The organism is Polaromonas sp. P1_G2 (assembly GCF_056405515.1).
Window position 1 is genome coordinate 1 of sequence record NZ_JBFUBY010000049.1, and the last position, 13678, is coordinate 13678.

Below are 13678 nucleotides of genomic sequence, written 5' to 3' on the forward strand. Positions count from 1 at the left end.
CGTCGCTGCCGACCTGTTTGTAGGCCTCGCCGGCTTGCAGGGTGACGTTGCCGGCGATGCTGCCCACGGTGCTGGCCGCGGCGCTGGTGCCTTGCGCCTTCTGCTGCGTRGATCGCTCTTGCGTGCCAATGCTGATGCCGCCGCCGTCATCGAGCAGGCCGCTTTGTTTTCTTTCCTGGAAAGAGGCCGAACTGCTGCTGTTGGTGGCGGCCTCAATGCTGAGGTTGTTGCCGGCCACCAGGGTGGTGCCGGTATCGCTCACCACGCTGGAGCCTTTGACGTTGATGTCATTACCGGCCACCACGGTGACGGTGTTGCCGCTCAGGGATGAGCTGATCGCCTTGTCGGCGGAAGCGCTCTGCCGCACTTCAGTGCTGCCCGAGCTGAACGCGTCCGAGTCTTCCACAAAGGTGGCGGTCGCCAACGAGCTCTGCGTTTTACCGGCATTGATGTTGACGTTGTTGCCGGCGCTGGCGACCAGGGCGCCCTGCTGGCTGGTCACACTGGCGGCGGTGGCGTTGATGTCTTTGCCGGCGACGAGGCTCAGGTTGCCGGTGGCATTGATCTGGCTGCCGACGTCCTGGCTCTGGGAGAAGCGGGTGTAGTTGCGCTCGTCGCGGGTAGCGTCGACGCTGTCGGACTTGGTGACTGTGTTCAGGTTGATGTTGTTGCCGGCCTGCAACTGGGCGCTGCCCTGGCTCTGGATGACGCCGGCAACGATGTTGGCGTCGCGCCCAGCGCTGGCGAGCAAGGTGCCGCCGGGGTTGGTGATGTAGAGGCCGGCCACGCGGTCTATGCCGGTGAAGCTGGAGACGGTGGGGCCCACGCTGCTGAGCGTGCTGGTGGGTGCTGTGGTGGTGGTGGCAATGTTGAGGTCGCGCCCGGCCGTCACGTTGAGGCTGTTGGCGGCGTCTATCTGCCCGCCTATGTTGTTGAGGTCGGTGCGCGCGGTGACGGCCACGGCATTGCCGCTGATGCGCCCGCCCAGGTTGTTGACGTTCTCGGCCGTGAGGGCCATGACGGTGCGGCCGGCCATGGTGCCGCTGTTGCTGAGGTCGCCTGCCAGGTTGAGGTTGAGCTCGCGCCCGGCCAGCAGAGTGCCGGCGCCGTCGATGTCGCCGGCCTGCACACGCACATAGACCTGGGGTACCAGCACGCGCTGGGTGCTGCCGTCGGCCAGGGTCACGGTCTGCTCGACGAGCCAGACGATGTCGCTGGTGAGGGCCGCCATCTGCGCGGCGGTCAGGGCGATGCCGGGGCGCAGGTTCATGGTGCCGGCAAAGGTAATGCCGGCGTCCATCAAGGCCTTGTACTGGACTTCTTCGCTGCTGTAGTTGCCGAGGAAGCGCTGGCCGGTGAGTTGGGCGACCTGCTCGTTGATGAGGCGTTGCTCATAGAAGCCGTCGCCCAGGCGTTTCTGGGTGACGGTGGGGTCCAGCGTCAAGGCGGCCAGCATGTAGTCGCTGCCCAGCCAGGTCCGGTAGTTGGCGAAGCGCGGGTCGGTCTCTATCAGGAAGGCGCCGGCCGGGCCGGGGTTGGTGCGGAACAGGCTGGTATTGGGGATGCCGAGGTTGGGGGCAATGGTGCGCAAGACGGGGACATTGGCGGCCAGGCTGCCGATAGCGCCTACGCTGGAGGTGACCTGCACGATGCCGGCGCTGCGCGCGGCGGCGCTGGGTGTGCCGATGGCGCCGGGCGTGGTACTGACGCTGCCGGGTGTGAGGCTGGCCAGCACGGTGCCGGTGCCCGGCACGGCGGCGTTGGACTGCGCGACGGCGATGCCAGTGACGATGGTGTGCGGGATGTTCTGCGCATACGGGTCGACGATGAAACCGTAGATATCGCTGCAGGAGCCCAGGAAGCAGTCCTGGCCGATGATGCCAAAACGGGTGGCGCTGCCGGAGCGGCTTTGCACCGCGGTGATCTGCGTGGCCTGGTTGTTGACGGCCTGGGCGGTGGCCGTGAGCACGCCGCCCGCGATGATGCGGCTGTTGTCATTGAGCAGCGTGCCGCTGGCGTTGAGCGTCATGTTGCCGCCGCTCAGGATCTGCCCCGGCCGACCGGTGTTGACGGTGGCGCTCTGGTCTGTTTCGGTGTACTCGCGCTTGACCGAAAAGAGGAGCAGGGAACTTTGGGCCGCGGCGCGGAAATCATTGAGCTTGACTTGCAGCGCCTGCCACGGGGCAGATGCCGTTTGCCAGGCAGCGAGTTCCTGGGGTGTGGGGTCGACGAATGAGCCCTGGTCCTGGCTGCCCACCCAGGTGCGCGTGGGGCGCGGGCCGGGCGTGGTGTTGGCGGGGTTGGCCATGCCGAACAACGCCCAGACCGGGTCGGTGTTCTGGTAGTTCAGCACGTCGGGAAAGTAGGCGCCGTTGTTGTTGTCGCCCGAGGGCGGCGTGGTGGCTTCGGCCTCAAAGGCGTTGGGGCCTTCGTAATAGGTCTTGTAGATGGGCGCGGCGTAGGGACTGCCCGGCAACAGGCCGCCGATGACGGGGAAACCCGGGGCCGTCGAAGCGATGAACCTGCCCTGCTGCCCGGTGGTGGTCCAGGCGAAATCGGTGCTTGCGCGAACCGTGCCGTCGCTCGCCACCATGTCCATCTTGCTGACTGGGCCAGTGGTGTTGAGGGTGTAGCTGAACGAGGGGTTGGTGTTCTGGATGCTGCTGGCCGCCAGTGCCATGGCGCCCAGCGATTCGATGGTGGCGGAGGCGTTCTTGATCAGCGTCGCCTGGCCGGTGGCGCGGCGGCTGCCGTCCAGGCTGCCGCCTATGGCCATGTCGCCGGCGCTGAAGATCAGCGCGCCGTTGCTGTTGTTGATGGTGGTCGCGCCTATGTCCAGGCGCTGGCGCGCGGCGATGGTGGCGGCCGTGGTGACGCCGCCCACGGTTTCGGCGTCGTTGTTGATGGTGGTGGCGGCGATGCTGAGGGTGTTGCCGTAGATGCGGCCGGTGCCGAGATTGTTCAGCGTGACGGTGTTGATCTGTGTGTCGACGCCGTCGATCAGGCCGCGGTTGATCAGGGTGTTAGCGGCGGTGGCGGTGATTTTGGTGGTGGTGCCGGTCATCTCGCCGGTTGCGGTGTTGTCAATCGTCGCCGCCGTCACGTCCAGCGTGGCGCCGGCCTGCAGCTTGCCGCTGTTGGTGAGGGTGCCGGTGACGGCTACCGTGTTGTTGCCGGTAGCGCTAATGGTGCCGGTGTTGCTGAAATCGCCGGCCAGCGAGAGCGACAAATCCTGCTGCGACAGCAGGCTGCCGGTGCCGTTGAGGCTGGCGGCGCTGGCGGCCAGCGAGCGGCCGGCCACAAAGGTGCCGCCGGTGTTGGTGATGGCCAGGGTGCGCGCGGCCGGGCTGGCGGCGGTGTCTTGCACGGTGACGGTGTTGCCTGCGCTGACAAGGCCCGCCGTGTTGTTGAGGCTGCCGCCGCTGGTCAGCGTGGCGTTGGTGCTGGTGCGGATCGCGCCGCTGTCGTTGCTGATGGCGCCGGCCGTGATGGCGACGTTGTTGCCTTCGAGCCCCAGGTTGGCGCCCAGGGTATTGCTGTTGATGACGCTGCCCGCGCTGAGCGTGGCGGTGTCGGCGCTGCGCAACAGGCCGCCCGCGTTGTTGATGGCGCCAGTGCCGGTGTTGATGCCGGCATCGCCCAGGGCCTGGACCTGCCCGCCGCGGTTGTCGAAGGCGGTGCTGCTGAAGTTGAGCGAGGACTCGCTGACGATCTGGCCCGCCGCGGTATTGCCGACGGCGGCAGTATTGGCCGTGAGCGCGCCCTTGGCGCCTATAAAGCCGGCCGCGTTGTTGAGATCGCCGGTGGCGAGCGTCATCGCGCCCTGCGAGGTGATGCCGCCCGCGCCGCCGGCATAGGAAGCGGCATTGGTGTTGGTGAGCGCCTGGCCGCCGGTGTTGATGCCCAGCGCCGCGCCGGCCTGGATCAGGCCGGCATTGTTGTTGAGCGCACCAGTCTGCAGTGTGGCGCCCTGCGCGGCGGCGATGGTGCCGAAAGCGTTGTTGAGGTTTTGGCCGCCGGCGTTGATGGCGATGTTGCGGCCGGTGATGCTGCCCGCCGTGGCCTGGCCCGCGGCCTTGCTGTTGCTGAGGCCTGCGTTGGCGAGTGTGACGTCGCCGGCGGCCTCGATGCGGCCGCTGTCGTTGGTGGTGGCGCCCGTGGTGGTGACGCTTGCGTTGTTTTGCACGGAGGCGATGACGCCGCGGCTGTTGTCCAGGCTGGCGGCCGTGAAGGTGGCCGCACCGTTGGCGGCCAGCAGGCCCTGGACGTTGGTGAGGGCGCCGCCGGCAGTGGCGGTGAGGCTGCCGCCCGCGGTGACCTTGCCCCCGCTGTTGTCCAGGGTGCCGGTGTTGAGGGTGGCTGCGCCGCCGGCGGCGACCTGGCCGTTGGCGCTGTTGTCCAGCGCCGCCGTGGTGGTGATGCCCAGGCTGGAGGTGCCCGTGGCCTGGACCACTCCGCCCTGGTTGTTGAGGCTTTGTGCGCTGACGGTGGTGTTGCCGTTGCTGAGGATCTTGCCCGCGCTGTTGTCGATGGCGCCGGTGGCCGTGACGCTGGCCGCGCCCAGGTCGCTCTGGCTGAAGGTGCCGCCGCGGTTGTTGAGCGTGCCGGCCGCCACGGTGAGGCTGTTGGCCGACAGCGTGGCGTTGTTGTGGTTCAAGGTGGCGGCCGAGAGGCTGGCCGCGCCCGTGCTCACGATGGTGCCGCCGTCACCATTCAAGGTGGTGGCGCTGATGGCCAGTGTGCCGCCGCCGGCATGTTCTATCCTGCCGCCGGTGTTGTTGAGGGTGGGCGCGGAGAGGGTCAGGTTCTGACTGTTGGTGGCGATGCGGCCCGCGCTGTTGTTGAGCGTGCCGGTGGGCGATGTGAGTGCAATGGTGGTGTTGCCCGTGCCGGTCTGCACGATCTCGCCGCCGGCGTTGGAGATGTCTTTGGCCGTGAGCTTGAGCTGGCCGGCCGAGATGACGGCCGCATCGGTGCGCAGGGTTTGCGCCGCGCTGGCGCCCAGCGTGGCTTGTGCGTTGACGGTGGCACGGCTGACGTCGATGTTTCCGGTGCTGGCCGCCAGCGAGAGGTTCTGCCCGCCCAGCTTACCGTCGGCCAGGTTGAGTTGTGAGCCCGAGACCGCGACATTGCCGCCCGCCAGGGCCTGGCCGTTCAGCGCCACGGCGCCCGAAGCCGCCACAGCGAGGTCACCGCCGACGCGCAGCGTGCCGTCGGTGTTCATGCCGGCCGCGAGCACGGAGCCCGCCGCGGAGTTGATGGACGCGCCCGTGGCCTGCAGGCTGGTGTTGCCCTGCGCGGCAATGATGCCGGTGCTGCTGTTGCCGATGCCGCCCTGGCCGGCCAGTGTGGTGTTGCCGCCGGCATAGACGGTGCCGCTGTTGCTGATCGCGCCCGCGGTGGCTAGCTGTGTGTTGCCGGCCGCCTGCAGGCTGCCGGTGTTGGTGAGCCAGCCGTTGGCCTGCAGCACCAGGTCGCCGCCGGTGGCGGCAATGACACCGGCGTTGCGCACGCCCAGGCCGGTTTCCGTGCCCACCAGGTAAATCTTGCCGGCATACATGCCGCCCAGCTGGGCGACGTCGACGGCGTAGCTGGGCGCTGGGCCCGCGCCTGCGATGGGCGTGGCGCTGTGCTGCGCCGCATCAATGTCGTTGGCGCCCGTGACCACACGCAGTTCTTTCGCCCAGATGCCGGCGTTGACCTGCACAGCGCGGGCGAGGATGGCGGTGTAGTCGGCTGTGCTGGTGTCCAGCCCGGCGCCGCCCACGCTAACATTGCCGCCCTGCACCCGGAAGCCTTCGAGCGCGCCGCCGTTCAGCACCGGGCTGCCGGTGGTCAGCGTGACACGGCTGGCATTGAGGAAACCGCCGCCGTTGACGTTGATGCCGGCCGGGTTGGCGATGATGACTTCGGCGCGCTGGCCGGCCACTTCAACATAACCACGGATCTGGCTGGGGTTGGCCGACTGCACTTCATTGAGGATGACGCGGGCCGGGCCGGTGGCCAGCCAGGGGTTGGCGCCGACAAAGCCGCCCAGCTGGGTTTGCACGTTGGTGCGGCTGTTGTTGAGGATGGCGCCGTTTTGCTGGACGTCGAACTGGCTGTAGGTGTTGCGGCTGACACCCGCGGCCGACGGCGTCTGGATGTTGACCTGCGGCAGGCCGTTGGCGGTCTGCAGCACCGTGGGGCGCTGGTTGGCGGGGGCGCCGGGGGCCGCGACGATTTGGGCATGCACTGTCGAGAACGCGGCGGGCTGCAGCCACAAGACCATGCCCAGCGCGGTGAGCATGGCAAAGCGCAGCGGGTGCAGTTGCACAGACAAGCCCGGCGAGGCCACTGCGCCCGAAGTTTCACCGCCCGCGGCCTTGCCCCCCGCGCTGGCGGTTTCGGCCACCACCATACGCTGGCCGCGTGTGGCGTTGAAGATGATGCGGTGCAGGTGCTGGTTCATAGAGAAATGGGGCTAAGAAGTAGTAATTCAGGCTGATGCCGGCCGTGACGCCGGTAGCCTGGACAGCATCGGTCGTGATCAAGGTAAGAGGTCAATCGGGACATCGCGTGGCGGGCATGACGCGCAGAGGCTGCGGCAAGGCTTTTCCAGGAGAGCCTTCTACGAGTTCGCGAACGCGGATGTGGCAATAGCCTGACTCCAGAATAAGGGCCGTGTCGTAGTTCTTTCCAGATTCCGGGGTAAACGCCACCGCACCGGGATCGCATTGGAATCGGGCGCCGGGATTCCTGATCCACATCCGCACTGTCAACGGGCTGTTGCCTGGGACCAGGAATTCATCGTATGTGTCGGGCATATCTTCTGTAGACGGCATGCCCACCGTCAACTTCTTCGCAAAAGGAAGCGACAGCGTTTTTATCTCGCCAGGACTGCCACTCAGATAACAGGACTTTCCGGGGTACATAAAAATGGCGACAGGCCTGAACACCCTCACTTTTGCAGCGTTGACCGACTGCTCGGCATCCAGTTTTCCGGTTGAGTAAGACGCACAGCCCAGCATGGAGCCAAGGATCACAGAATGAAGACCGAGAGTGACACGACGGCATGTCTGCAGGCCAGGCCAGGTGTTGAAGACAATGCGGTACAGGTTTTTGATCATAATTTTTCAGTCTGAAAATAATTTAATGACAGGCGGCTAAAAACTGGCGCTCAGGCTCACGCCCAAAGTGCTGCCGGCGGTGCGGAAGAGTTCGGGTTTTTTGACGGGTGCGGCGATAAAGATGTCGTACTGCACTTTCTTGAAGCTGCCGCGCACGCCGATGACGGCGCCCGTCAGGTGCTTGCCCACCAGGAATTCACTGCTGGGGCCGCCGACTTCGCCGTGGTCCAGGCCGATGTAAACCTCCTGGCCGGTCTCGCCCAGCGCGGTGCTGAGTTCATTGCGCAGCAGCCAGCCGCGTTCGGCGCTCAGCGACRACTCGCCGTCGAAGCCGCGCACGGTATAGCGCCCGGCGATGGAAAAGCGGTCTTGCGGGGTTAGGGGCGTGCGATTCTGCTGCAGGCGCCAGGCGGCGCTGTAGCGCAGGCCGACCCCGGCCAGCTTGAAAGGCAGCTGCAGGTTGGCGTCGGCGTTGATCACGGCAAAGCGCGAGGTACCTTCCCCAAATGCCTCTTCGGGCGCGGGCAGCGAGCCGAAAGCGCCGGTGCCGCGCTTGTAGGCCAGGTTGCCTTCGAGCGTGGCCTGGCCTATGAACTCCTTGTGGCCGACACCCAGTTCCCAGCCACCGACCACGCGGCGCTGCACCTCGACTTCCGTGTCGTCGATGAAGTTGTTGGAGCGGCGCTGGAAGGCCTTGAGGCTGACGGTGCTCTTGCGGCTGGCGTCGCGATAGACCAGGCGCGAGAGCTTGAGTTCGGCGTTGCTGCTGGTGCCGCGGTAAACATAGTCCTGGTTGAGGCCGGCGACGCTTTGAAAGTAGCGGTTGTCGCTGACGGTGGCGGCCAGCGTCCAGTAACCGAAGGGCACCGAATAGTGGACCGTGCTGCCGCGCGTGCCGCGGCCGCCTGGGTCACCGCCGCCCAGGTCGGCGTTGAGCGAGACGTAGAACAGGTCGTTGAGCGTCCACCAGTTGTCATAGGACAGCGTGATGCCGCCCTGGTATTTGCCGGTGGCTTTGGAGCCGCTGTCGTCGGCAAACACCGAGAGGCGAAACGGAAAAGCCTGTTTGTAACTGATGACCAGGTCGCTCTGGCCGGGCCGGGCACCGGGAGTCTTTGCTTCCTCGATCTGGATGTCGGCCTCGGCCGTGGGCACGCGCTTGAAATTTTCCAGGCCCTGCTCGATGTCGCGCAGGTTGAGCAGGTCGCCGGGCCTCGCGGGCAGTGCCGTCCAGGCGCTGCCGCGTGTATCGCTGCCTTCGGAAAACCGGATGGCGCGTATGCGGCCGGGGACCAGCGTGAGGGTGAGGATGCCGGTGTTCAGGTCTTGCGGCTCGGCCAGGACGCGGGTGGTCACGTAGCCGCGGGCGATGACGGCGTTCTGCACGCGCTTCATCACGATGGCGATGCCCTGGGTGCCCAGGCAGCGGCCCAGCGGCGCATCGTTTGCATCGGGCCCCGCCGCCGCATCCAGCGTCCACGCGAACTGCGATGCCAGCTCGGCTGGCTCGCCCGCAAGGGTTCGCAGTTTCAGTTCGCGGATTGGCAGGCAGGGCGACTCGGCGGCGGGCAGCTTGGTGGCCTCGGGCTGAGGCGGCGGTGGAGCACGCTCATCACGTCCCTTCTCCTGCYGCTCGCGCAGCAAGCGCTCACGCTCCTCGGCACGGCGCTGTTCCTGGTCGGCAGTGCTGAGTGGCGCGGGTTGGGCCCACACATGGCCGGCCAGGACGGCCATGACCACGCCGGCGACGAGCTTGCGTGCGCCGCGGTGTGTTTTGACAAATTGTTGGGTGCGCTCCGGCACCCCCTCGAGTGATCTACCCAAGTCATCGTGTGGCTTGGCCAATCACGCTCTCCCCGATTCCGTTTTTTTTATTGCCGGGCCTTATTGCCGGACATGCAAGCAAGTGTAATTTTTAAGTAGTCCGAAAGCTGTAACTTCGTCTTTTTGCGGGCAATGGCTGTTGGTTTTTGTCTGAAAAGTTAGCCCAGGAATCTCCGATCCTTAGAGCGCTATGGATATCGGCATGGAGACCCCCAAACTGAAAGCCTGGCCGGAGCGCGGCTTCAGGCCTGCGCCGACACGCGAACCGAAGACAGATAAGCCCGGACTTCCCGCCCAAGATCGTCAAGCGTCGCAACCATCGGAATGTTGTAGTGCTCGCACACGACATCGACGTTTCCCTTTCGCCAGTAACCCGGAGGGCAGCAGACCACGGCCTTGCGTCCCCGGGCCGCAAGGCCGAGTTCCAGCAAGGTGACGGGGGCTTGCGATTGCGGTGCAAAGTAGAACGCGATCATCCCCGCCGCCTCCATCGCGGCCAGTTCCCATTCGACCTGCTCACGAAACGGTGGAAAGCTGGCTTCCGCCAACCAGCTTGAATTCCACTGCGCTCGGCGAGGGTTGAGCAAGATTCCTGGGCAATCCGCAAGAGACAAGGCCAGTTCCGCTTGCCAGTCCACGCTTTTCCCCAGGTCGATGGAGCCAGCCAGGAACACCGCTCGGTCAAGAGACAGGGCGGAAAGCGGGGTGGGTGGTTGGATGAGCTGCATCACCGTGCGCGGCACCGCTCAAATGCGATCCGTCAATGAGAAGAAAAAATCCAGCATGTGGAAATGGTCGTCGTGGAAGCGATCCTCCATGGCGGCCAGTTTCTCGATCGGCACCCACTCCACCGCCGCCGCATCATCCGCGGCCTGCACTTCAGGCAGGCTGCGCGAACCGAGGTCGAAAAAATGGGCATGCGTGATCACGCGCCCGCGCAGGCTGCGGTCCGGGTGGTCAAACACGTGGACTGCTTTGAGGGCGTTTTTCATGTCACCGTCCAGCAAACGCAGCTCGGTTTCTTCTTCGAGCTCACGCAGGGCTGACTGGTACACGGTTTCGCGCTGCTCGATGAATCCGCCCGGCACCGCATACAAGCCTTTGCCGGGGGAACGCCCGCGCTGGATCAGCAATACCCGGCCGCTGCACTTCACGACCGCATCCACCGTCACAAAAACCGGCGCATAGGGCGAGCCGGCCCACTTGGCTTTTTCCTGCCTGAGGCTCTCCCACTCCTGCGCGAGTTCATGGAAGCAAGGCAAGGCCGCCCAGGTACGAAGGAATGCAACGGTGCTGGCCGGTGCCTGGCTCACAAGGGCGGCGAGTGCCGGTTCCAGCGCGGCGCCGGCATTGCCGAAGTAGGCGTCGCGCAAAGCACTGGCGTCAATCCGGCCTTGCGATTCGACGGCATCGAGTGTCCAGCCGGGGAAATTCTTCAAGTACTCGCTGGTCGCATCCTTGAAATGCCCGACGAGCACCAAGGAGCCCCCGGCCTTATCGCCGACCAGTTCCGCCACGCCGTGCTTGACTGCGGACACCCAGCGCTCCTGGTCATAGTAGTCACGCACAGGCAGAAAACGGACCCTGTCCCGGTCCGCCTCGGGCAAGGCCAGACGGATCATTTCCGCCCGTTCCTGCCAGGTGAAGGGATTCTTGGGCGTGCGTGCCTGGTAAGCCGACCCCAGCACCACGATGCATAGCGGCGCCGCTTCGAGGGCTCGCCGCAGCAGCGCAAGCTGTCCGTTGTGAAAGATCTGGAAGCGGCCGATATAGACCGAGACCTCGTGTTGTTTGGAAGTTGATGTCATGGGAGCCTGATGAAGCTAATTAAATTTGGCGGCAATCGGCATCTGGCGGCCGGAGCCAAAAGCCCGCGCGCGCAAACGGATGATGGGGGGCGCCTGCCGGCGTTTGTATTCGTTGCGGGCGATCATGCCCTTGATGCGTTCTGTCATCGCGAGGCCCTCGGGCTGCAGGCGCAGCTGCGCGACAAAGGCGGAAGCTTTCTCGTACTCCCACCCGGCCAGGCGCCGGCCTTCGATCAAGAGCTTGAGCACTTCGTCGAGCACCGGGTAAGGCGGCAGGCTGTCCACGTCCTTCTGGTCGGGCGCCAGCTCCGCCGAGGGCGCTTTGTCGATGATGGCCTGCGGAATGATTTCCCTGCCCGCGGCGTCGTTGAGGTAGCTCGACAGGGCGAACACCTCGGTTTTGTAGAGGTCGCCGATCAGGCCCAGGCCGCCGTTGGTGTCGCCGTACAGCGTGCAGTAGCCCACCGAGATCTCGGACTTGTTGCCCGTCGTCAGCAGCAGGTGGCCGAAGCTGTTCGAGTATTCCATCAGGATGGTGCCGCGCGCACGCGCCTGCAGGTTTTCCAGCGCGATGCCTTGCAGCGCCTGGCCGAAGGCCGCCTCAAAGCCGCCAGTGAATTCGTTCACGATATCGGCGATCGGGTGGTGAAGCAACTCAACCCCCAGGTTGCGGCACAGGATTTCCGAATCATCGACCGAGCCGGCCGACGAGAAGCGCGACGGCATGGTGATGGCCGTCACATTGGAAGGGCCCAGCGCCTCAGCGGCAAGTGCCAGCGTCAAGGCTGAATCAATGCCGCCCGACGAACCGATCACCGCGCGGCTGAAGCCACAGCGGCGCGCATAGTCCTGCAGGCCGAGCACGATCTGGCGCCGGTAGAACTCCATGGTCGGCAGCCCCTCCGCCGGAACGGCTGCGGGTTCATCCCCGGCCAGCGTCAGGAATCGGCCGCTCTCGAAGCGCAGGGTCGTCACGTCTTCGGCGAAGCGTTCGGCCTCAAACACCACACCGGCCTGCGGCTCCACCGCGAAGGATGCGCCGTCGTAAACGAGCTGGTCATGCCCGCCCACCTGGTTGACGTAGAGGATGGGCAGCTGGTTGCGTTTGCTGGCGGCGCCGAAGATCTGGTGGCGCTGTTCGCGCTTGCCGATGTTGGACGGGCTGGCGTTGATGGAAATCACCAGGTCGGGCGCGGCGTCGCGCATGCGGTCGAAGGGGTTGATCGCGTAGTCCAGGCCTTCGTCGTTCCAGCCGTCCTCGCAGATCAGCACGCCCACCTTGGCGTCGCGTATGCGCAGAACTTTCGCGACGTCCTGGCCGGGTTCGAAATGCCGGCGCTCGTCGAAGATGTTGTAGGTGGGCAGCAGCTGCTTGGCATATTCGAGCAGCACCTCGCCGCCCTTGATCACGCACAGCGAGTTGCGCAGCTTCTTGCCCGGCGCTTCGCGGCGCGCGGGCAGGCCTATCACCCAATAGAGATTCGGGATCTGGCGGGAGGCCAGCAGCAGGTCTTGCAGAGCCGCATCGACGCGCTCCATAAAACCCTCTTCTTCGAGCATGTCGCCGGGGTAATAGGCGGTGAGCGACATCTCGGAGAAGACAACGATGTCGGACTGGTCGGTCCAGGCCTTGCTGGCGGCCGTGACCATTTTGGCGACGTTGCCGGAGAGGTCGCCTATGGTGTAGTTCAGTTGGGCGGCGGTGATTTTGAGCATGCGGTCCTCAAGCCCTTAAGTTGAAGCGGGGAAACGGAAGACCTGGCGCAAATAGGCCAGGAAGGTCTGGTCGTTGCACAAGGTCTTGCCCGGGCTGTCCGACAGCTTGGCCACGGGCCTGGCATTGGCGCCGGTGAGCTTCATCACGATGTTCAGCGGTACCAGCCCGACGTCGTTGGTCAGGTTGGTGCCTATGCCGAAGCCGGTCTGGGTGCGCGCGGCAAAGGCACGGTAAAGCTTGAGCGCGGTCGGCACGTCCAGCCCGTCCGAAAACACCAGGCGCTTGTTCTGCGGGTCGACGCGCAGCTTGGCATAGTGGGCCAGGGCCTTCTCGCCCCAGACAAACGGGTCGCCCGAATCATGGCGCAGCCCGTCGAACAGTTTGGCGAAGTAGAGGTCGAAGTCCGCCAGGAAGGCGTCCATGCCGACCACATCGGTCAGCGCCACACCGAGGTCGCCGCGGTACTCCTGCACCCAGTCCTCGAGCGCGGCGCGCTGGAAGTCGCGCAAGGTCATGCCCAGCGCCTGGTAGGTCTGCAGGTATTCGTGGGCCATGGTGCCTATGGGCACCAGGCTCAGTTCCTTGGCCAGCAGCACGTTGGAAGTGCCTTTGAAGTACTGCGGTATTTCGCGCTTGAGGGTGGTGACCACCTCGGTCTGCCAGTCGCGCGAGAAGCGGCGCCGCACGCCGAAGTCGAAGAACTCAAAGGGATTGCGCAGCGCGGGTTCTTTCTCGAAGGCGCGCAGCATGTCTATCTTGTCCTGCAGGCGCTTGCGCCCTTCCGCCAAAGCGGTGGCCTGGTCGGAGCGGCGGAAGTACAGCTCGTTGACGATGGCCAGCACAAAGATCTCGAAGGCCATGATGTGCACCTGCGGGCCCACGGCCTTGATCACCAGCGTGGGGCCGTCGGCCGTCGCCTTGATGAACTCGCGCTGGAATTCAAAGATGCACAGGAAGTCCACAAAGTCGCTCTTGATGAAGCGAAGGCCACGCAGGTAGGCCAGTTCCTCGGGCTGGAAGCGCAGGGTGCAAAGATGGTCGAGTTGCACATTGACCTCCGCCAGCAGCTCGCTCAAGGGGTAGCCCGGCTGGTTGCGGCAGACAAATGTGTATTCGGCTTCGGTCTGCGGATGCCTGTGCAGCATGGTCTGCCACATGGTGAACTTGTAGAGGTCGGTGTCTAGCAGGCTTTGGATGATGGGTTGCATAGTGGCTTTGTG

General features: G+C 65.2%; 7 protein-coding genes. All 7 read right to left on the reverse strand.

The genetic code is table 11. The features are described from left to right. A partial coding sequence (locus tag AC1D0P_RS07425; RefSeq protein ID WP_477676137.1) for a two-partner secretion domain-containing protein occupies window positions 1-6451 on the reverse strand: 6451 nt, incomplete at its 3' end. Window positions 6452-6542: 91 nt separating this feature from the next. Beyond that, window positions 6543-7109: a hypothetical protein gene (locus AC1D0P_RS07430; RefSeq protein WP_477676138.1), complete on the reverse strand. Its 567-nt coding sequence runs from the start codon at window positions 7107-7109 to the stop codon at window positions 6543-6545. Between the two features lie 36 nt (window positions 7110-7145). Continuing rightward, a complete protein-coding gene (locus AC1D0P_RS07435) occupies window positions 7146-8843 on the reverse strand; it encodes a ShlB/FhaC/HecB family hemolysin secretion/activation protein (protein WP_477676158.1) in 1698 nt (565 codons plus the stop codon). Window positions 8844-9175: 332 nt separating this feature from the next. Then, on the reverse strand, window positions 9176-9661 hold the full coding sequence (locus AC1D0P_RS07440; protein WP_477676139.1) for a nucleoside 2-deoxyribosyltransferase domain-containing protein: 486 nt from the start codon (window positions 9659-9661) through the stop codon (window positions 9176-9178). An 18-nt stretch (window positions 9662-9679) separates the two neighbouring features. Further along, window positions 9680-10741 carry an NUDIX domain-containing protein gene (locus AC1D0P_RS07445; RefSeq protein ID WP_477676140.1) on the reverse strand — a complete coding sequence of 354 codons (1062 nt, stop codon included), beginning with the start codon at window positions 10739-10741 and terminating at the stop codon, window positions 9680-9682. A gap of 15 nt (window positions 10742-10756) precedes the next feature. Next, window positions 10757-12457, reverse strand: a complete 1701-nt coding sequence (locus AC1D0P_RS07450; RefSeq protein ID WP_477676141.1) for an NAD+ synthase — start codon at window positions 12455-12457, stop codon at window positions 10757-10759. A 15-nt stretch (window positions 12458-12472) separates the two neighbouring features. Further along, window positions 12473-13666, reverse strand: a complete 1194-nt coding sequence (gene pncB, locus AC1D0P_RS07455) for a nicotinate phosphoribosyltransferase (RefSeq protein ID WP_477676142.1) — start codon at window positions 13664-13666, stop codon at window positions 12473-12475. Window positions 13667-13678 lie beyond the last annotated feature (12 nt).

Coding starts and splice junctions, on each gene's coding strand:
- AC1D0P_RS07445 (WP_477676140.1), bottom strand. CDS start 10,741: ATGACATCAACTTCCAAACAACACGAGGTCTCGGTCTATATCGGCCGC.
- pncB (WP_477676142.1), bottom strand. CDS start 13,666: ATGCAACCCATCATCCAAAGCCTGCTAGACACCGACCTCTACAAGTTC.
- AC1D0P_RS07440 (WP_477676139.1), bottom strand. CDS start 9,661: ATGCAGCTCATCCAACCACCCACCCCGCTTTCCGCCCTGTCTCTTGAC.
- AC1D0P_RS07450 (WP_477676141.1), bottom strand. CDS start 12,457: ATGCTCAAAATCACCGCCGCCCAACTGAACTACACCATAGGCGACCTC.
- AC1D0P_RS07430 (WP_477676138.1), bottom strand. CDS start 7,109: ATGATCAAAAACCTGTACCGCATTGTCTTCAACACCTGGCCTGGCCTG.